Origin of the sequence: Enterobacter sp. SORGH_AS_0287, from assembly GCF_031453695.1 — a bacterium.
Lineage (GTDB): Bacteria > Pseudomonadota > Gammaproteobacteria > Enterobacterales > Enterobacteriaceae > Enterobacter > Enterobacter ludwigii.
The window spans coordinates 1508875-1528855 of sequence record NZ_JAVIZW010000001.1; the positions used below are offsets into that span (position 1 = coordinate 1508875).

The window sequence follows — 19981 nt, forward strand, 5'->3', positions numbered from 1 at the left end:
TAACCTGCCGGGTGCCCGTTTATGTCTCGTTAAGTTAAATTCAAGTACAATTTTCTTATTGTTAGTGCAAAGATATGAACTATGGCCCCTTATGCCATATAATTTAGCCATAACGGATGCCCGCCATCGGGCGTTTTTGGTGAACAGGAGATTCAAATGATTTTACGTGTACTGGGCGTTTCGCTGATCGGTTTAACCCTTGCAGGCTGTGTGAATGACAGTTCACTTTCTGGCGACGTGTACAGCGCTTCTGAAGCCAAACAGGTTCAGAGCGTCACTTACGGTACCGTTGTTAACGCACGCCCTGTACAAATTCAGGGTGGCGATGACAGCAACGTGATGGGTGCCATCGGCGGTGCTGTGCTGGGTGGCTTCCTCGGTAATACCGTAGGCGGTGGCACGGGCCGTTCGCTGGCCACGGCAGCAGGTGCCGTTGCGGGTGGTGTTGCAGGCCAGGGCGTTCAGGGTGCAATGAACAAAAGCCAGGGCGTAGAACTGGAAATCCGTAAAGATGACGGCAGCACCATCATGGTAGTACAGAAACAGGGTAATACCCGTTTCTCTGCCGGCCAGCGCGTTGTTCTGGCGAGCAACGGAAGCCAGGTCACCGTTTCTCCACGCTAATTCAAACTGGATGTGGTCATCAGACCACATCCATTTAACAAATCCATTTAACAAATCCGTTTAGCGAAGCCCGTAAACAAATCTATTTACATATAATATAATTATCAGCAATATATTTACAAAAAACATTCCCGCCATGAATCATTAAGCGCGGTATATCTTGTTCCTGCGCAAAGTATTTACTCTCCACGCCTGTTACTCTCTTTCTTACTTTACATTATTTAATTTTATTATTCCGTCAAATCCCTATGCTTGCACTACAACGATATTTTAAGAACCCTTATATTACATTCTGTTTTGGATGCATCGTCGTCGTTGGAATATTACAAGGTCTCTTTGTAAAACTGGTCGAATTAGTCCCTTCATTCTCACCGCTGCTATTCCCGACACTTACCATATTTTTGCTGGTATTCCACCTGTTTATTGCCTGCTTCATGGTCATGAAATACTGGTGCGACAGACGGCGGTTGTACCTTATCGCCCTCGCCTCGGCCTTTGCCGGGTCGACGATGCTGATGGCCGGCACCCTGTCCAGCTTCCCGTCATGGCTGGATCTCTATCAGTTCAATGTTGTCGACTATAACGACGCCATGATCTTCTTTATGTTCCGTCATATTCTTATGGCGGTGCTGATAATAGTCTCAGCTTTGCTCTATTCTATTCGGGATTATCCCCTTTCACGCCCCGCGCATATTGCCGTGGTTATCGGTACACTGCTGTTTACGGTTTCTATGGTCGCCCTGGCCTGGTTCTGCTCCAGCCACTCGGCACTGATAACGCTGGATCTGGTGGATAATGAAACCCGGCAATTTATGGTTCTCTGGAGCCAGGTCATAAATATCTTTTTGATTCTTCTCTGGGTTGTGGCGTTAGCAACGTTAATGACGATTACCCGGGTGCGGAATCTTTTTTGGGTTGGCGGTAATTTCTTATGTGTTTGTTATGTCCTGACGCTCTCATTACTGTTAGCCGGCGGGCATGCTGAGGACACGTCCTGGTATCACGCTCGCTTATTCGAAACCGTGGCGACGCTGATGATTATTTTTGTCCTGCTGTACGACGTCTTTAACCTGTATCGCGACTCGCACATAAAGTATCAGCAGTCTTATCAGAACTCGATCCGCGACCCGCTGACGCGCCTTTACAACCGCAGTTATTTTTACGACGCCTTAAATCAGGCACTCAGCATCAGCAAAGCCAATCACCCTGTGTCGGTTATCGTCAGCGATCTCGACCGTTTTAAGCGCATCAACGACTGCTACGGCCATCTGCAGGGAGACAAAGTATTGCAGTTTGTCGCCAACCTGCTGATGGATTCCGTCCGCCCGCAGGACATTGCGGCACGTATTGGTGGGGAAGAATTTGTCCTGATGCTGACCAATACTTCGTCGGAGGCAGCGTACCAGGTGGCTGAACGCATACGGCTAAAGCTGAGCAGTTTTGATAAGGTCAGCAGCGGGGGTCAGTTACCTGAATCCATCACGATTAGCATGGGGGTATTTACCGCCACCTCTCCGACGACGACCGCTGAAGCGTGCGTGGAGAATGCTGACAAGGCGATGTATGAAGCGAAAGAGACCGGGCGTAACCGTGTCGTTGTATCGAGGTAAAAAAGGCCTTGCTGCTGCAAGGCCTTGTGATGGTGTCAGTCGCGTGACTGCAGCTCATGAATGTTCTGCTCAAGGCGTCCAATGAGGCTGATGAGCAGTTCAAGCTCTGCGGGTGAAACCCCGGAAAGGATTTCGCCGCGCGTTTTGGTGATAACGGCTTCCATTTCAGTAATGATAGGGGCCGCTTTCTCAGTGAGCTTAATCCGCTTAGCGCGACGATCGCTGGCGCAGGTTTGCCGGGAGATGAGTCCTTTCTCTTCCAGTTGGTCAAGCGTACGTACCAGTGATGGTTGCTCAATGCCGATCGCTTTTGCCAGTTGAATTTGTGACTGGTCGGGTGGCAGCTGATGAATGTTATGCAGCGTGACCCAGTGCGTCTGTGTCAATTCCAGAGGTTTCAGGCGATGGTCAATCAGAGCACGCCAGACGCGTACCAACCTTGCCAGATCAGAACCTAATGGCGATTCCAATTTCATCTCCTTATAATTAGCTTGCTAAGTTATTATACTGATTTTAGAATAGTGTGCAGCATTTGTATTGGCAAAACAAATGCAATACTGCATTCATCGAACTTAAAAGGATGACTTACACTGAATTGTGATGTTCCATCAGATTAAGACTCGCCCTCGCGGCATTTTGTTCACTGCAAAGGATCTCTGCCCGTGACGTTTTTTCAAAGCTCCGTGGGACTCCCCCTTCAGGACCTGATTTTCGGTGCGTCAGTCTACTTTCCGCCCTTGTTTAAGGCCGTCCTGGTCGGCTTTATGATTTGGCTCATAGCCCATCGCCTGCTTCGCGACTGGATGTACTCCGGCGAGATTTGGCACCCCATGTTAATGGACCTCTCCCTGTTTGCCCTTTCCGTATGCCTGGGCCTTGCTGTCTTGATTGTGTGGTGAATATGCCCCTGAAAACGCTGAAGTACTTTTCCACGCTGATTGTTCTTGCCCTGGCCCTGGTTGCCGGGTGGTGGCTCTGGAATTTTTATATGCAGTCACCCTGGACACGTGACGGCAAAGTGCGGGCTGAGCAGGTCAGCATTACCCCACAGGTGTCGGGCAGCATTACGACGCTTGTCGTGAAAGATAACCAGTACGTTAAAAAGGGTGACGTGTTATTCCGTATCGACGACACCCCCTATCATATTGCGATCCTTAACGCCCAGGCACAGCTGGCGAAGGCCCAGTCTGATTTAGCAAAAGCCAATAACGAAGCCAATCGCCGCCGGCACTTGTCGCGCAACTATATTTCCGCAGAAGATTTAGATACTGCCAATATCAACGTTAAGGCCATGCAGGCGAGTGTGAACGTCGCGGAGGCTACGCTCAAACAGGCGCAGTGGGAGCTGACACAAACCGTTATTACCGCGCCAGTCGATGGATGGATCACCAACCTGTCAGCCCGCGTGGGGAATTATGCCACCGCCGGGCAACCCGTTTTCGCCCTTGTCGACAGCCACTCGTTCTATGTGGTGGGTTATTTTGAAGAGACCAAGCTTCGCCATATTCGCGAAGGGTCTGCCGCTACCATTACGCTTTACAGCGGCTCGCAGAGGTTACAGGGTCACGTCTCCAGCATTGGCCGCGCCATCTACGATCAGAGTGTTGAAATGGATTCAGGCCTGGTACCGGACATCAAACCGAACGTGCCGTGGGTGCGTCTGGCCCAGCGCGTACCGGTTCGTGTGGAGTTTGACCATTTACCGCAGGGCATGACGCTGGTCTCCGGCACAACCTGCACCGTCGCCATCGGGACCCGTTGATGAACCTGCAGGCCTTCTCCTGGCGAAATACGCCGTGGATGAAAGCGACACGTCCGCAGTGGCGCTATGCGCTGCGTAATGGCATTGCGATGTGTCTGGCGCTGACTGTCGCCTATTACCTCAACCTTGATCAGCCCTACTGGGCAATGACCTCTGCCGCGGTGGTGAGTTTCCCCACCGTCGGCGGGGTGATCAGCAAAAGTCTTGGACGTATTGCTGGCAGCCTGTTGGGTGCCACCGCAGCGTTAATCATTGCAGGTCATACGCTGAACGATCCGTGGCTTTTTTTGTTGAGCATGGCGATATGGCTGGGCTTTTGTACCTGGGCCTGCGCGCACTTTACGAATAACGTTGCCTATGCCTTCCAGCTGGCTGGCTATACCGCCGCCATTATCGCCTTTCCGGTGGTGAATGTGCTCGATACCACCGAGCTGTGGGACATCGCTCAGGCGCGCGTCTGCGAAGTAATTGTCGGTATTCTGAGCGGCGGTTTCATGATGATGATCCTGCCGAGCACTTCCGATGGCACCGCGCTTATTACCGCCCTGAAGACCATGCATACTCGTTTACTGGAGCACGCAAGCCTGCTCTGGCAACCGGATACCAACGACGACATCCGTCTTGCGCACGAAAAGGTGATCGGCCAGATCCTGACCATGAATCTGTTACGCATTCAGGCCTTCTGGAGCCACTATCGCTTTCGTCGTCAGAACACCCTGCTGAACTATCTGTTGCATCAGCAGTTGCGTATGACCAGTTCAATCTCCAGCCTGCGCCGGATGCTGCTCAACTGGCCTACACCCCCTGCGCATACGCGCACCGTGATTGAAACGCTGCTTGCGGCGCTTGCACGCCCGGATGCCGACATCTACACCGTCGCGAAGATTATCGCCCCGCTCGCGCCAGTAGATGAGTACGATTACCGTCACCGCGCCTTCTGGCAGCGTCTCAACTATTTTTGCCGGTTGTATCTGCGCAGCAGCCGCTGGATTAACGCCGTGGAAAATGCCACCCCGGTCACCGAGTTCGCTGTCCCCGGTAGCCCGGCGCTGGCACGACACACAGACTCGATGGAGGCACTGTGGAGTGGTTTTCGTACCTTTTGCGCGCTCACGCTGGTTGGCGCGTGGAGTATCACCACCCAGTGGGAGTCAGGCCCTGCGGCCCTGACGCTTGCTGCTATCAGCTGCGTGCTGTACTCCGTCGCCGCGTCACCGTTCAACTCCCTCACGCTGCTGCTACGCACCCTGGTGCTGCTTTCGCTGTTTAGTTTTGCCGTGAAGTTTGGGTTGATGGTGCAGATAAGCGACCTGTGGCAGTTCCTTCTGTTCCTGTTCCCGCTGTTAACCACCATGCAGTTGCTGAAGCTGCAAATGCCCAAACTCGCGGGGCTGTGGGGACAGCTGATTGTATTTATGGGCTCGTTTATCTCCGTCACTAACCCGCCGGTTTATGACTACGCCGATTTTCTCAATGATAATCTGGCGAAGATCCTTGGCGTTGGGCTGGCGTGGCTGGCATTTGCGGTGTTACGTCCGGGTTCAGATGCGCGCAAGAGTCGCCGGCATATCCGCGAGTTACGCAGAGGTTTTGTCGACCAGTTGAGTCGAAAACCGCATTTACGTGAAAGTGAGTATGAATCGCTGGTCTATCACTATGTCAGCCAGCTCAATAACAGCCAGGACTCCCTTTCGCGCCGCTGGCTGTTGCGCTGGGGCGTGGTGCTGTTGAACTGCTCTCACGTGGTCTGGCAACTTAGGGCATGGGAAACACGTTCCGACCCGCTGTCGCAGGTTCGTGATGTCTGCATCACCCTGCTACGCGATGTCATGAGCGAACGCGGTGTCCAGCAGCGTCCACTGGAAACCACGCTTGCTGAACTTCAGCGAATTTGCGATACCCTTGCGCACCACCACTCGCCTGCAGCACGAGATTTAGCCTCGATAATCTGGCGCCTGCACTGCTCGCTGTCGCAGCTGGAACAGGCACCGGCTCCGGGTACAATTGGGGATCACATCACCCCGCAGGCATAGCGAGCCCCGCCACCGCCAAGCGGTTTTGGCTGATCGGACATATTGTCGCCGCCGACGTGGATCATCAGCGCCTTGCCTTTCACTTCATCCAGCTTTTTCAGCCGCGGCGCGACAACGGGATCCGTGGCTTTGCCGTCGTTATTCACCACCAGCACCGGCAAATCGCCCAGATGTCCCATGCCGTCAGGACCTTCATGCTTACCGGTATGTTGTGGGTCGAGGTGGCCGCCTGCCGCCTCCGCAGCCGAGGCTTTACCCTCTTTTAATGCGGGCTGACAGCTACCGTTGGCATGGACATGGAAACCATGTTCGCCAGGAGGAAGGGCTTTGAGATTGGGCGCGAATTCCAGTCCCTTGTCGGTTTCAGTGATTTTCACCGTGCCGATGGACTGACCTACACCCTGAGAGGTGACGAGATTCATTTCCACTTCATCACTGGCCGCCTGCGCACCTGCACAGACCACCAGCGTGACGAGAGCCAGAGTAAAACGCTTCATATGACCTCCACGGGTTGTTTTTTGCCCCTTAAGTTTATACCAGGGGCAAAGATTTCACCGGAAAGTCACGTTTTACCGGTTACGGTACGTCGTAACCCAGCGCCGCTTTGCGGATGCGGAACCACTGCTGACGGGTCATCTGCAACTCTTCCGCGGCAATGGCGGCGCGTACGCGTTCAATTTTGCCCGAGCCAATGATTGGCAGTGGTTTTGACGGCAGACGCAGGATCCACGCGTACACCACCTGTTCGATGCTTCCGGCATTCAGTTCGCGGGCAATGGTCTCAAGCTCAGTGCGCAGCGGCTGGAATTCATCATCATTAAACAGGCGTCCGCCGCCCAGGCACGACCACGCCATCGGACGGATACGCAATTGCTGAAGCTGATCGAGCGTGCCATCCAGCAGCAGCGGCTGATGAACCGGAGAAATTTCAACCTGGTTGGTGGCCAGGGTAAACGGCAGACGAGACTGCAGCAGCGCAAACTGTGCAGGGGTAAAGTTTGATACGCCGAAATGACGCACTTTGCCGCTTTGATGCAGATTCAGAAACGCTTCGGCCACCTCATCGGCATCCATCAACGGATCGGGGCGGTGGATCAGTAGCAGATCGATATGATCGGTCGCCAGATTAACCAGCGACTGTTCGGCGCTCTTAATGATGTGCGCGCTGTCGGTAATGTAATGGCCGAGAGCATGTTCCGGTTTTGCCGTCGTGGCAATCCCGCATTTGGTGACGATCTCCATGCGTTCGCGTAACGCAGGAACCAACTTGAGTGCCTCGCCGAACGCGGCTTCACACTGATAGCCACCGTAAATATCAGCGTGATCGACCGTGGTGATCCCTAAGTCGAGATGCTCTTCAATAAAGCTTGCCAGCTGGAGGGGGGACATATTCCAGTCCATCAGGCGCCAGTAGCCCATCACAAAGCGGGAGAATTCTGGCCCCTGGGGGGCAAGGGTAATTCGCTGAACCATAACATTTTCCTCAAGGACGTGATGTCATGAGTATACGCAATTACCGTGTTAAAACAGTGAAGGTTGCTGGGGTTCTTCGGTGTCACCGGCTTTGTTTGCGCGTATTTTGCGCAGAAGTCGCTGTCGACAGAGACGGAGCACTTCCTGTTTCTGCGTGTCGCTGAAGTGTTGCCAGTTAAAACGCTCATCGCGCGTGCGCATGCAGCCACGGCAATATCCGCGTTCATCCACCTGACAAATACCCCGGCACGGGCTCTGGATGGGGAAAAACTCCAGTTGCTCTGCCACACTCACCTCCCGATAACGACTATCACCTACAGTGAAGACGCTAAACGTCCCGCGTGCAAGGGCTTTACCACAGTTTTGTGGCATTAAGGTTTCACTAATCTTCGTTCTCTATACTCGCCCCATCATTAAAATTGCAGGTTTTCTGATCGATGTGGCCAATCAAAAAGTTACAATGTAACGATATAAAATTTACTCTGGGCTGTGCACTTTTCTTTACCGTATTAAACGCGCTGTTTATTCAGCGTAGCTGGGCAATTATCGCGCCCGCGCATATCCATGACGTCCTCTTTGCCGCGTCCGTTCCACTGGTGCTGTTTTGCGGCTGGGTCATTGTTTTTAGTCTGCTTAATATCCCGTTTATCCGTAAGCCGCTGCTGATTGTCTTGACCGTCGGATGCGCCGCCGCGACTTACTTTATGTATACCTACGGCGCGGTTATCGATCAGAACATGATTGTTAATGTGTTCGAAACCAACTCTCAGGAAGCCACTGCCCTGGTGACGCCGCAGATGATCCTGTGGATTGTCGTTGCCGGTCTTGTTCCGTCCGTGGTGCTGGCCATGATCCGCATTCGCACCGGGAAATGGTGGTACGCCCTGCTGACCCGTTTTGCCGCCATGCTCGGCGCCCTGCTGGTTATCATCCTCATCGCCGCCCTGTTTTATAAAGATTACGCATCGCTGTTTCGCAATAACAAAAGCATCGTCAAAATGGTGACCCCCGCTAACTATGTCAGCGCGATGGTCAAATACAGCAAAATGCGCTGGTTTGCAGGCGATCAAACACTGGTCCGGATCGGTGAAGATGCCCATAAAGGGCCGCTGATTGCAGGCCAACAAAAGAAAACCGTTCTGGTGCTAGTCATCGGCGAAGCGTCACGCGCCGCGAACTACTCGTTGAATGGCTACGGGCGTGAAACAAACCCCGAGCTGAAAAAGCAGGATGTGATTAACTTCCCGCAGGCCTCCTCCTGCGGCACCGAAACAGCCGTCTCCGTGCCCTGCATGTTCTCCGGTATGACGCGCAGTAAATACGATGCCGACCTGGCCCATCACCAGGAAGGGTTGCTGGACGTGCTCGCCCATGCGGGGATCAATATGCTGTGGCGTGACAATGATGGCGGTTGTAAAGGCGCCTGCGATCGCGTTCCCCATACCGACATGACCCAGTGGAAACTCGATCAGTTCTGCAAAGACAACTCCTGCATTGACGATGTGAACTTCACCCGTCTGGATAATGTCCTGGATGGCCTGAAGCAGGACTCCGTACTGGTCATCCACCTGATGGGCAGCCACGGCCCGGCATACTATCGCCGTTATCCGGATAATTTCCGCAAATTTACGCCAACCTGCGATACCAATGAAATTCAGGATTGCGATCACCAGGCGCTGATGAATACCTATGACAATACCATCCTGTATACCGACAGCATGGTCAGCAAAACCATCGATGCTCTGAAAGCGCGTCAGGCGAGCATGAATACAGCCCTGATTTACCTTTCGGATCACGGGGAGTCGCTGGGCGAAAGCGGGATTTATCTGCACGGCACGCCGTATCTGCTGGCACCAGAGCAACAAACGCACATTCCGTTTATGTTCTGGTTATCACCAGACTATGCGAAAAATTTCGGCGTCAACGCGCAGTGTTTACGTGACTATGCAGCAAAAAATGCGGTTTCGCAGGACAATTTGTTCTCTACTGTATTGGGTATGATGGACATTAAATCAAAGGTTTATCAACAGCAGCTGGATATTCTGAACGCATGTCGCCACTGAACACGCTTGCAATAGACCGAACGGTCTATTAGAGTGCGGCCATGAGCAGAAATACAGAACACGATACCCGAGAACATTTACTGGCGACCGGCGAGCGACTTTGCATGCATCGCGGGTTCACCGGTATGGGGTTGAGCGAGTTATTAAAAACCGCTGAGGTACCGAAGGGGTCATTTTATCACTACTTCCGGTCCAAAGAGGCGTTTGGCGTGGCAATGCTGGAGCGGCACTATGCCAGCTACCATCAGCGCCTGGCAGCTCACTTTGCCACGGGCGAAGGTAATTATCGCGATCGTGTTCTGCACTTCTATCAGGAAACGCTGAACCAGTTCTGTCAGCAGGGCATCATCAGCGGTTGCCTGACGGTAAAACTTTCTGCCGAAGTGTGCGATCTTTCAGAAGATATGCGCACAGCAATGGATAAAGGGGCCCGCGGGGTTATCGCCCTCATGGCACAGGCGCTGGAGAAAGGCCGCGATGAAAAAACGCTGACTTTTCCCGGTGAACCTTTAACCCAGGCGCAGGTTTTATACGCCCTCTGGTTAGGCGCGAACCTGCAGGCCAAGATTTCACGCAGTGCGGTGCCGCTTGAAAGCGCACTGGCACATGTAAAAAGCAGCATTACTACGCCTCGCGTATAGCAGGCGTTTTTATTTACGTAATTACTAGACGACTGGTCTACTCAGGAGCCTTTATGTCCGCTGAAAAATTATTTACCCCCTTGAAAGTGGGTGCCGTTACCGCGCCAAACCGTGTGTTCATGGCCCCGCTTACCCGTCTGCGCAGCATTGAGCCGGGTGATATCCCTACCCCGTTGATGGGTGAATATTACCGTCAGCGCGCAAGCTCTGGCCTGATCATCACCGAGGCCACTCAGATTTCTGCTCAGGCTAAGGGTTACGCTGGCGCACCAGGTCTGCACAGCCCGGAACAGATTGCCGCGTGGAAAAAAATCACGGCTGGCGTTCACGCTGAAGAGGGTCGTATTGCGGTCCAGCTGTGGCATACCGGTCGTATCTCTCACAGCAGCATCCAGCCTGGCGGTCAGGCACCGGTTTCCGCCTCTGCCCTGAGCGCGAACACCCGCACCTCGCTGCGTGATGAAAACGGCAATGCGATCCGCGTTGATACGTCTATGCCGCGCGCTCTTGAACTGGACGAGATCCCGGGGATTGTTAACGATTTCCGCCAGGCCGTGGCGAATGCGCGTGAAGCCGGTTTCGACCTGGTTGAACTGCACTCCGCGCATGGCTATCTGCTGCACCAGTTCCTGTCACCGTCCTCTAACCATCGTACCGACCAGTACGGCGGCAGCGTTGAAAACCGTGCGCGCCTGGTGCTGGAAGTGGTGGATGCCGTATGTCAGGAGTGGAGCCCGGACCGCATTGGTATCCGCGTTTCCCCGATTGGTTCTTTCCAGAACGTTGATAACGGCCCGGACGAAGAAGCGGATGCCCTTTACCTGATTGAAGAGCTGGCAAAACGGGGTATCGCGTATCTGCATATGTCTGAGCCAGACTGGGCCGGTGGTCAGCCTTACACTGAAGCCTTCCGTCAGAAAGTACGCGAACGCTTCCACGGTGTGATCATCGGTGCAGGTGCATATACCCCTGAGAAAGCTGAAGATCTGATTAGCAAAGGTTTGATCGACGCCGTTGCATTTGGTCGCGATTTTATCGCTAACCCTGATCTGGTCGCCCGTCTGCAGCAGAAAGCCGCGCTGAACCCTCAGCGTCCGGAAAGCTTCTACGGCGGCGGCGCTGAAGGTTATACCGACTACCCTACCCTGTAATCTCTTCATTGCTCATTGATAGCGGCGACCTTTCGCCGCTATACTAAAACATCGTTTCTGTTCAAATAGATATTCTATTCCATTGGTTAATGAGGAAATTATGCGCCTACTTCACACCATGCTGCGCGTTGGCGATCTGCAACGTTCTGTCGATTTCTACACTAACGTACTGGGTATGAAACTGCTGCGCACCAGCGAAAACCCGGAATATAAATACTCGCTGGCGTTTGTGGGTTACGGCCCGGAAACGGACGAAGCGGTCATCGAATTGACCTACAACTGGGGCGTGGACAGCTATGAGCTGGGCACCGCTTATGGTCATATCGCGCTGGAAGTGGACAACGCAGCCGAAGCCTGTGAACGTATTCGCAGCAACGGCGGTAACGTGACGCGCGAAGCTGGCCCGGTCAAAGGCGGCACCACCGTGATCGCGTTTGTTGAAGATCCGGACGGCTACAAAATCGAACTGATTGAAGCCAAAGACGCTGGTCGCGGTCTGGGCAACTGATCCCGCAGGGCGCAACATGCGCCCGTACTTTTACTGCATCCCCATCCAAAATTTGCCATAATGCGCACTGCTTTTTTCCCCATGTAAGAGACCCTGATGTCCGATAACGCTCAATTTAGCGGTCTGTGCGACCGTTTTCGTGGTTTTTATCCTGTTGTGATCGATGTTGAAACAGCCGGATTTAACGCTAAAACCGATGCGCTGCTTGAAATTGCCGCCATCACGCTGAAGATGGATGAACAGGGATGGCTTACACCGGACACCACGCTGCATTTCCACGTTGAACCGTTTGAAGGGGCCAACTTACAGCCCGAGGCGCTGGCCTTTAACGGCATCGATCCGCATAATCCGCTGCGTGGTGCGGTAAGTGAATATGACGCGCTGCACGCCATTTTTAAAATGGTGCGTAAAGGCATGAAAGAGAGCAACTGCAGCCGCGCCATTATGGTGGCGCATAACGCCACGTTCGATCACACCTTTACGATGGCCGCCGCTGAGCGCGCGTCGCTCAAGCGTAACCCTTTCCACCCGTTTGTGACCTTCGATACCGCGGCACTGAGCGGTCTGGCGTTGGGACAAACGGTATTATCAAAGGCCTGTATTACGGCAGGCATTGAGTTTGACGGTACGCAGGCGCATTCCGCACTTTATGACACCGAGCGGACGGCGGAGCTGTTTTGCGAAATTGTGAACCGCTGGAAGCGTCTGGGCGGCTGGCCACTGCCGATGGGTGACAGTGAAGAATAAAAAAAAGCGACCTCATGAGGTCGCTTTTTTGTCTTCGCAGACAACTTACTCCGCGTCTGGCTCTTCCGTTTTGTACTTCGCAGCCGTTTCTTTGATTAGCTGCTGCAGTTCGCCGCGCTGATACATTTCGATCAGGATATCGCAACCGCCGACCAGCTCACCGTCTACCCACAGCTGTGGGAACGTCGGCCAGTTAGCGTATTTAGGCAGCTCAGCGCGGATGTCCGGGTTCTGCAGGATATCAACGTAAGCAAAACGCTCACCACAGGCAGACAGCGCCTGAACCGCTTGCGCGGAGAAGCCACAGCTTGGCAGCTTCGGAGAACCTTTCATATACAGCAGAATCGGGTTTTCAGCGATCTGGCGCTGGATTTTTTCAATAGTGGTGCTCATGTCTTGCTTCCTTTAACTTCTGTTACGGCATTCGTCTGTCATTGTAGCGGTTCAGACTGCCATCGGAAAATAACATTTTTGTCACGTCTTTCTTATTTTACCGCGAGTGATGAAAAGTTGCATTGCAAATGGTGTTTAACCCTGCGGCACTCAGGGTTTTGTTTAGGGAGTGAACAATAGTGCGACAGATTGATGAATTTTTTTGCACTTGCTAACGAAACAGGATTGTAGATTGAAAAATGCTATTAACTTATCGGGTTTTTATAGATTAGAATCGACGGGCTTTGTAAATCATTCGCGGGTATTATTGATGACCTGCATTTATCAGGGGACTGCCCAGTGGCGCGGATAAATAAAATCTCGATCACGCTCTGTGCTTTACTGTTTACAACACTCACTTTCACGCCAGTGGCGAACGCCTCTCAACAGGCGCGGCACTCTGCTGTACAAAAAACGCATCTGGCCAAAACCACAGACCGTAAGAAAAAAACCACCAGCAAGAACGACAAAAAAAAGACCACCACCCAGACTAAAAAGACCGCCTCCAGCAAGACGAAAACAAAACCTTCCCGCACTGCCCACGCAACCAAAAGCAAAGCCTCGCAAACTGCAGCTAATCTCGTGACGGAAAAATGCATCCCCCGCAAAGGTCATAAAGCGAAATGCACGAAGGTCACGAAAATAGCGGAAGTGCATAAGGTTCGCGTGCAGAAAGCGCAAAAAACGGCGTTGAACAAACTGATGGGGCAGATTGGCAAACCCTATCGCTGGGGCGGCAGCTCACCGCGTACCGGTTTCGACTGCAGCGGCCTCGTCTATTACGCCTACAAAGATCTGGTGAAGTTCCGAATTCCACGTACCGCCAATGAGATGTATCACCTGCGCGACGCGTCACCGGTCAACCGCGGTGAACTGGAGAATGGCGATCTCGTCTTCTTCCGCACTCAGGGGCGCGGCACGGCTGACCACGTTGGCGTATATGTAGGCAACGGGAAATTTATCCAGTCCCCACGTAGCGGCCAGGACATCCAGATAACCTCTCTCAGTGAAGACTACTGGGTACGTCACTATGTCGGCGCACGCCGCGTGATGACGCCAAAAACCATTCGCTAACCCCTGCCCTGCCACAGCCGTGGCAGGGTAAGTTCCTCTTTTGCATACCCTTTCAATTTGCTATTCTGTCCCTGTTGTCTGTGTGGTTATTGGCAACATAAAAAACAATAAGGAGAGAAGCAATGTCGTTCGAATTACCTGCACTACCATATGCAAAAGACGCCCTGGCCCCGCACATTTCTGCGGAAACCCTGGAGTATCACTACGGCAAACATCACCAGACGTACGTCACCAATCTGAACAACCTGATCAAGGGCACCGATTTTGAAGGCAAAACGCTGGAAGAGATCGTCCGCAGTTCAGAGGGCGGTGTCTTTAACAATGCCGCTCAGGTGTGGAACCACACCTTCTACTGGCACTGCCTGGCACCGAATGCAGGCGGCGAACCTACGGGTGAACTGGCTGGCGCGATTAACGCGGCGTTTGGCAGCTTTGCTGATTTTAAAGCGAAGTTTACGGATGCTGCAGTCAAGAACTTCGGTTCTGGCTGGACGTGGCTGGTGAAAGACGCGGACGGCAAACTGGCTATCGTTTCCACCTCGAACGCGGGTACGCCACTGACCACCAGCGCAACGCCGCTGATGACCGTGGACGTCTGGGAACACGCTTACTACATTGATTACCGTAACGCGCGCCCGAACTATCTGGAGCACTTCTGGGCACTGGTTAACTGGGCGTTTGTGGCGAAGAACTTCGCCGCGTAAGAGACACGCAGAAGGGGTTGCCCTTCTGCGTTTTTTCATTATTTAGCAGCGCACGCTGCTTCCGGCTGTTTACGGCCAGACATCATCACTAACAGCAGGCCGAGCGCGGCAATTATCGCCCCCATCACCGGCACAAAGCTGTATCCCAGGCCGCCAGAAATGACGGCACCACCGGCAGCGGCACCGAGCGCATTGCCAAGGTTAAACGCGCCAATATTGACCGACGACGAGAGACCCGGTGCCTCATGGGCAACGCGCATCACGCGCATCTGCAGCGGCGGAACCACGGCAAAGGTCGCAGCCCCCCAGACAACCATCGCCATCGCCGCCCCGACTTCATTACGCGCCAGCCATGGAATGGCGATCATGATGACAATCAGCAGCGTTAAAAAGCCTTTCAGCGTCCCGCTCACGGAACGATCGGCGAATTTCCCGCCGAGATAGTTGCCTATAGAGAACCCGACACCAATCAGCACCAGCATCGCGGTCACAAAGAGAGGCGTCGCGTGGGTGATATCGTGCAACACCGGTGAAATATAGGTGTACAGAGTAAACATGGCGCCCGCCCCCAGTACGGTGGTCAACAGCGCGGAGAGCACCTGCGGGCGCATCAGTACCGACAGCTCTTTGCGGACGTCAGGACGTTCACCAGCGCTGCCTTTCGGCAAGGAGAAGTACAACGCCACCATGGCGATAACACCCAGCACGGCCGTCGCCAGGAACGACATGCGCCAGCCTATCGCCTCACCCAGCCAGGTTGCGGCAGGTACACCGCCAATGTTGGCAATCGTCAGACCCATAAACATGGTTGCCACGGCACTCGCCTGCTTGTGTTTTGGCACCACGCTTGCGGCCACAACCGATCCCAGCCCAAAGAACGCGCCGTGGTTAAGACTGGTCAGAATGCGGGACAACATCAGGGTGGTGTAATCCGGAGCAATGGCGGAGAGCACGTTGCCCAGCGTAAATATCGCCATCAGGAAAATCAGCGCATTGCGGCGCGCGCGGTGTGAAAGCAGAAGCGTCATGAGCGGTGCCCCCACCATCACGCCAATGGCGTAGGCGCTGATGAGCATCCCGGCCGCCGGGATAGAAACATCCACGCCCCGGGCGATAACAGGCAGTAACCCCATCGGGGAGAATTCAGTGGTGCCAATCCCAAAAGCGCCAATCGCCAGGGCAAGCAGGGGAAAATTGATTTTCATGCGTCAACTCCGGATGCCGTGTCATGTCGTGACACAGAACAAAGAAGCCGAAAGCATGACATCAATCACAAAAAATGAGAAGTTAACAAATTGGCAAAAGATTTTTGCCGCAGGCGTAACAATCAGGAAAACTGAGAGGGAGAGAGCTCTCCCTCCGTGTAAATCAATGCAATGCAGCCGTCAGACCCGCCGCAACAATCAGAGCCAGTACAATAACGGTGGTCACCAGCGAAAACTTCAGATCGTAGCTCATCAATTTTTCTCCTTTTAATCTCCCCACGAAAAGTGAGCCTGCTCATTTTTACACAGTTTAGTTCAAAAATCTTTCTGGATTTAAACTGATAACCACTTTAGCTCTTCCCCTTTTCATCAAGATAGGACAAAATTCCACGCTAAATTTATTAGCGTACCGGCCATTGACCCCCTCCTGACGTCCTGTGTCGTTTTCCCGGCGTGCCGCAATTCAAGATTGCGTGATAAGGGTGAGAGAAGGCAAACGTTTACCTTCAAGTTTTTCAGGAGTTTAGGATATGGTCTGGAGTGACATTTAATGGCAACAATTAAAGACGTAGCAAAACGCGCAAACGTTTCCACTACAACCGTATCACATGTAATTAACAAAACCCGCTTTGTGGCGGAAGAGACGCGCAACGCCGTCTGGGCGGCAATCAAAGAATTACACTATTCACCGAGTGCGGTGGCGCGCAGCCTCAAAGTTAATCACACCAAATCCATTGGTTTGCTGGCAACCAGCAGTGAAGCGGCCTATTTTGCCGAGATCATTGAAGCGGTCGAGAAAAACTGCTTCCAGAAAGGCTATACCCTGATTCTGGGCAACGCGTGGAACAGCATTGAAAAACAGCGCGCTTATCTCTCCATGATGGCGCAAAAGCGTGTGGATGGCCTGCTGGTGATGTGTTCAGAGTATCCGGAGTCCGTGCTTTCCATGCTGGAAGAGTACCGCCATATTCCTATGGTGGTCATGGACTGGGGCGAAGCGCGTGCAGACTTCACCGACTCCGTCATCGATAACGCGTTTGAAGGCGGCTATATGGCAGGCCGTTATCTGATTGAACGCGGTCACCGCGAGATTGGTGTGATCCCGGGTCCACTGGAGCGCAACACCGGAGCCGGGCGTCTGGCCGGGTTTATGAAAGCAATGGAAGAGGCGCTGATTACCGTGCCGGAAAACTGGATCGTGCAGGGTGACTTTGAACCTGAATCCGGTTATCGCGCAATGCAGCAGATTGTCTCCCAGTCGCATCGCCCGACAGCCGTTTTCTGTGGCGGTGACATTATGGCGATGGGTGCTCTCTGTGCCGCCGATGAACTGGGTTTGCGCGTGCCGCAGGACATTTCCGTGATCGGGTATGACAACGTGCGCAACGCGCGCTTCTTTACCCCGGCGCTGACCACCATCCACCAGCCAAAAGACTCGCTGGGTGAAACGGCCTTCAATATGCTGATGGACAGGATCGTCAACAAGCGTGAAGAGTCTCAGTCCATTGAAGTTCACCCGCGTCTTATCGAACGCCGTTCCGTTGCGGATGGTCCGTTCCGCGACTATCGTCGTTAATCTTTTACGGGGCCAGTTATACTGGCTCCCGTAGCCATTCCCGGTTAAGCGTCTCACTGTCTCCCAGGTAATCCAGCAGCCAGGCCATTGCGGGCGACACATCATTTTGTTGCCAGGTGAGGCAACAGGCCGCATCCGGAAAAGGATTTTCCAGCGTCAGTTCAACCCATTCACCGGTATCGATTCGGGGCCGTGCAAAATGGCCAGGGACCATGGCAACGCACAGCCCTGCGCTGAGGCATGTTGCTGAGGATTCCCAGTCCGGCGCAACCACCCGTCGCTGGTTATCCAGCAGCCAGGTAATGCGTTTGGGCAACGAACGCGAGGTATCTTCCAGCACCAGCGAGGGCCAGTTACGGAGCGTTTCGTCGCTGAGCGGCCCGTCCAGGTCAGCCAGCGGATGATCGCTTGCCACCACACATTTCCAGCTGAGCATGCCCATGTCGCGAAAGGCAAAGCGTCCCCCAACCGGGATCGCCTGCGTGGCACCGATCGCCATCTCTGCCCTGCCATCCGCCAGCGCATCCCAGACGCCGTTAAACACTTCCTGGGATACCCGCAATTCGACATCCGAGAAATGGCGATAGAAATCGACAATCATTTGTCGGGTACGTTCCGGTTTTACGATGTTATCCACGGCAATCGAAAGATGTCCTCGCCAGCCGTTAGCGATCTGCTGACACTGTTCGCGGGTGATCTGCATTTTTTTGATAACAGAACGCCCTTCTTTCAAAAACCATGCCCCGGCGGGCGTTAATTCCACATCACGGTGACGCCGTTCAAACAGCGGAACGGCCAGCCATTCCTCAAGCTGACGCACCGTATAGCTGATTGCCGAGGGGACGCGGTGCAACTCCTGCGCTGCACGGCTAAAGCTGCCGTTGCGCGCAACAGCATCGACCACTTCAAGAGAATAATCTGACCACATTTTCTGCCTGCAAAAATTTTGAATGCACTCGCCAAATATTAGCGTTTCACAAGCTGCTTTGCACTCCCTACACTCTGCGCAAACATAGACCTGCCTCCCTCAGGAGAAAAAAACAATGCAACCCAGGAAAGGATTTTTAGTCTGGCTCGGTGGTTTAAGCGTGCTGGGCTTTTTAGCCACCGATATGTACCTGCCCGCCTTCGCCGCAATGCAGGAAGATTTACAGACCCCGGCGGCAGCCATCAGCGCCAGCCTGAGCTTATTCCTCGCGGGCTTTGCCTTCGCGCAGCTGCTCTGGGGGCCGCTCTCTGACCGCTTTGGCCGTAAACCGGTGCTGTTGCTGGGGCTGGCTATCTTTGCCGTCGGCTGTCTGGGAATGTTATGGGTACGCGATGCAACCTGGCTGCTGGTACTGCGCTTCGTGCAGGCCGTTGGCGTCTGTGCTGCCGCGGTGACCTGGCAGGCGCTGGTCACCGACTACTATCCGGCCAACCGTACAAACCGCATTTTCGCCACCATTATGCCGCTGGTAGGGCTTTCGCCTGCCCTCGCCCCGCTGCTCGGGAGCTGGATCCTGGCGCATTTCGACTGGCAGGCCATTTTCGCTACGCTGTTTGCCATCACGCTGGTCCTGATGATCCCGGCATTCACACTCAAGGCAGCACATAAGAAAGAGACGCCTGCTGGCACGACACCGGTGACCTTTACCTCTCTGCTGAGCACCAAAGCGTACCGCGGTAATGTCCTGATTTATGCCGCCTGCTCGGCGAGTTTCTTCGCGTGGCTGACCGGTTCGCCGTTCATTCTTCACGATATGGGTTACAGCCCGGCCGCCATCGGTCTGAGCTATGTCCCACAGACCATCGCGTTTCTGGTCGGGGGCTATGGCTGTCGCGCGGCGCTGCAAAAATGGGAAGGTCAGCAGATGCTGCCCTGGCTGCTGGTACTCTACGCGCTGAGCGTGATCGCCACCTGGGCTGTGGGCTTTATCCCGGGCGCAGGTCTGGCAGAAATTCTGATTCCCTTCTGCGTGATGGCCGTGGCGAACGGTGCGATTTACCCTATCGTCGTAGCCCAGGCGTTACGTCCGTTCCCACAGGCAACAGGCCGTGCGGCCGCGCTTCAGAATACCCTGCAGCTGGGTCTGTGCTTCCTGGCAAGCCTGGTGGTCTCTGCGCTGATTGCCACGCCGCTCCTGACCACCACCAGCGTCATGCTGGTTACGGTTGCGCTGGCTCTTCTGGGATACCGTATGCAGTCTGCGGCACAACGTGAGCAGGATGACCGCGCAGAGGTGAAAACCTCGCATGCATAATCGCGCCAGAAATTATGTTAAATATCAGTGATTAGGTTGCTAAGAATTTTCTATTGAATCACCAAATTTTGAGGCCTATACTAAATTTGGTTCGATTAAATACGATAAATATTAAGTGTTAACGGGAGCCGGAGC

The 19981-nt window shown here is 53.7% G+C and carries 22 protein-coding genes; 14 read left to right on the forward strand and 8 right to left on the reverse strand.

Translation table 11 applies throughout. The annotated features are described in order from the left end of the window. The first annotated feature begins 156 nt into the window (after positions 1–156). A complete protein-coding gene (slyB, locus tag QE396_RS07130) occupies positions 157–624 on the forward strand; it encodes an outer membrane lipoprotein SlyB (protein ID WP_014169789.1) in 468 nt (155 codons plus the stop codon). Positions 625–872: 248 nt separating this feature from the next. Then, positions 873–2234, forward strand: a complete 1362-nt coding sequence (locus tag QE396_RS07135; protein ID WP_020884331.1) for a GGDEF domain-containing protein — start codon at positions 873–875, stop codon at positions 2232–2234. A gap of 35 nt (positions 2235–2269) precedes the next feature. On the opposite strand, the gene slyA is transcribed toward QE396_RS07135, so the two are convergent. Further along, entirely contained in the window at positions 2270–2710 is a 441-nt protein-coding gene (slyA, locus tag QE396_RS07140) for a transcriptional regulator SlyA (RefSeq protein ID WP_014169785.1), read from the reverse strand. Positions 2711–2896: 186 nt separating this feature from the next. On the opposite strand from slyA, the gene QE396_RS07145 reads away from it, so the two are divergent. From QE396_RS07145 to QE396_RS07155, 3 genes are read left to right on the forward strand one after another with little or no spacing between them, the layout of a single operon-like run. Further along, positions 2897–3133, forward strand: a complete 237-nt coding sequence (locus QE396_RS07145) for a DUF1656 domain-containing protein (protein WP_020884333.1) — start codon at positions 2897–2899, stop codon at positions 3131–3133. Positions 3134–3135: 2 nt separating this feature from the next. Continuing rightward, the gene (locus tag QE396_RS07150) at positions 3136–3996 is read left to right on the forward strand and encodes an HlyD family secretion protein (RefSeq protein WP_020884334.1); all 861 of its coding nucleotides are present in this window, start codon (positions 3136–3138) and stop codon (positions 3994–3996) included. Continuing rightward, positions 3996–6029 carry an FUSC family protein gene (locus QE396_RS07155; RefSeq protein ID WP_020884335.1) on the forward strand — a complete coding sequence of 678 codons (2034 nt, stop codon included), beginning with the start codon at positions 3996–3998 and terminating at the stop codon, positions 6027–6029. The genes QE396_RS07150 and QE396_RS07155 overlap by 1 nt, the downstream gene beginning before the upstream one ends. On the opposite strand, the gene sodC is transcribed toward QE396_RS07155, so the two are convergent. The 3 genes from sodC to QE396_RS07170 all read right to left on the reverse strand — a co-directional run bounded on the left by sodC (position 6008) and on the right by QE396_RS07170 (position 7790). Then, a complete protein-coding gene (gene sodC, locus QE396_RS07160; RefSeq protein WP_020884336.1) occupies positions 6008–6526 on the reverse strand; it encodes a superoxide dismutase [Cu-Zn] SodC in 519 nt (172 codons plus the stop codon). The two genes, QE396_RS07155 and sodC, sit on opposite strands and share 22 nt — an antisense overlap. Positions 6527–6605: 79 nt before the next feature. Next, a complete protein-coding gene (locus QE396_RS07165) occupies positions 6606–7502 on the reverse strand; it encodes an aldo/keto reductase family oxidoreductase (protein ID WP_014169781.1) in 897 nt (298 codons plus the stop codon). Between the two features lie 48 nt (positions 7503–7550). Next, entirely contained in the window at positions 7551–7790 is a 240-nt protein-coding gene (locus QE396_RS07170) for a DUF1289 domain-containing protein (RefSeq protein WP_020884337.1), read from the reverse strand. A 149-nt stretch (positions 7791–7939) separates the two neighbouring features. Between QE396_RS07170 and eptA the strand changes: the two genes are divergently transcribed. From eptA to rnt, 5 genes are all read left to right on the forward strand, one after another. Then, positions 7940–9565: a phosphoethanolamine transferase EptA gene (gene eptA, locus QE396_RS07175; protein ID WP_020884338.1), complete on the forward strand. Its 1626-nt coding sequence runs from the start codon at positions 7940–7942 to the stop codon at positions 9563–9565. Between the two features lie 41 nt (positions 9566–9606). Further along, a complete protein-coding gene (locus QE396_RS07180; protein ID WP_014169778.1) occupies positions 9607–10206 on the forward strand; it encodes a TetR/AcrR family transcriptional regulator in 600 nt (199 codons plus the stop codon). A 53-nt stretch (positions 10207–10259) separates the two neighbouring features. After that, positions 10260–11357 (forward strand): alkene reductase, encoded by a 1098-nt coding sequence (locus QE396_RS07185; protein WP_020884339.1) that lies wholly within the window; start codon positions 10260–10262, stop codon positions 11355–11357. A 100-nt stretch (positions 11358–11457) separates the two neighbouring features. After that, entirely contained in the window at positions 11458–11865 is a 408-nt protein-coding gene (gene gloA / locus QE396_RS07190; RefSeq protein WP_020884340.1) for a lactoylglutathione lyase, read from the forward strand. Positions 11866–11961: 96 nt separating this feature from the next. Further along, positions 11962–12612: a ribonuclease T gene (rnt, locus tag QE396_RS07195; protein WP_014169774.1), complete on the forward strand. Its 651-nt coding sequence runs from the start codon at positions 11962–11964 to the stop codon at positions 12610–12612. Between the two features lie 45 nt (positions 12613–12657). On the opposite strand, the gene grxD is transcribed toward rnt, so the two are convergent. Next, a complete protein-coding gene (grxD, locus tag QE396_RS07200) occupies positions 12658–13005 on the reverse strand; it encodes a monothiol glutaredoxin 4 (protein WP_003832760.1) in 348 nt (115 codons plus the stop codon). Between the two features lie 339 nt (positions 13006–13344). Between grxD and QE396_RS07205 the strand changes: the two genes are divergently transcribed. Next, positions 13345–14118, forward strand: a complete 774-nt coding sequence (locus tag QE396_RS07205; RefSeq protein ID WP_014169773.1) for a C40 family peptidase — start codon at positions 13345–13347, stop codon at positions 14116–14118. A gap of 122 nt (positions 14119–14240) precedes the next feature. Next, the gene (sodB, locus tag QE396_RS07210; protein WP_020884341.1) at positions 14241–14822 is read left to right on the forward strand and encodes a superoxide dismutase [Fe]; all 582 of its coding nucleotides are present in this window, start codon (positions 14241–14243) and stop codon (positions 14820–14822) included. 38 nt (positions 14823–14860) lie between these two features. Here the strand turns inward: sodB and QE396_RS07215 are convergent, their stop codons facing one another. Beyond that, positions 14861–16027 carry an MFS transporter gene (locus QE396_RS07215; RefSeq protein ID WP_020884342.1) on the reverse strand — a complete coding sequence of 389 codons (1167 nt, stop codon included), beginning with the start codon at positions 16025–16027 and terminating at the stop codon, positions 14861–14863. Between the two features lie 163 nt (positions 16028–16190). Further along, entirely contained in the window at positions 16191–16280 is a 90-nt protein-coding gene (locus tag QE396_RS07220; RefSeq protein ID WP_032670423.1) for a YnhF family membrane protein, read from the reverse strand. Between the two features lie 297 nt (positions 16281–16577). Here QE396_RS07220 and purR point away from each other — a divergent pair, with 297 nt between their 5' ends. Next, positions 16578–17603: an HTH-type transcriptional repressor PurR gene (gene purR, locus QE396_RS07225; RefSeq protein ID WP_014169769.1), complete on the forward strand. Its 1026-nt coding sequence runs from the start codon at positions 16578–16580 to the stop codon at positions 17601–17603. A 16-nt stretch (positions 17604–17619) separates the two neighbouring features. Here the strand turns inward: purR and punR are convergent, their stop codons facing one another. Continuing rightward, entirely contained in the window at positions 17620–18531 is a 912-nt protein-coding gene (gene punR / locus QE396_RS07230; protein WP_020884343.1) for a DNA-binding transcriptional activator PunR, read from the reverse strand. A gap of 115 nt (positions 18532–18646) precedes the next feature. Here punR and punC point away from each other — a divergent pair, with 115 nt between their 5' ends. Next, positions 18647–19846 carry a purine nucleoside transporter PunC gene (gene punC / locus QE396_RS07235; protein WP_020884344.1) on the forward strand — a complete coding sequence of 400 codons (1200 nt, stop codon included), beginning with the start codon at positions 18647–18649 and terminating at the stop codon, positions 19844–19846. Positions 19847–19981 lie beyond the last annotated feature (135 nt).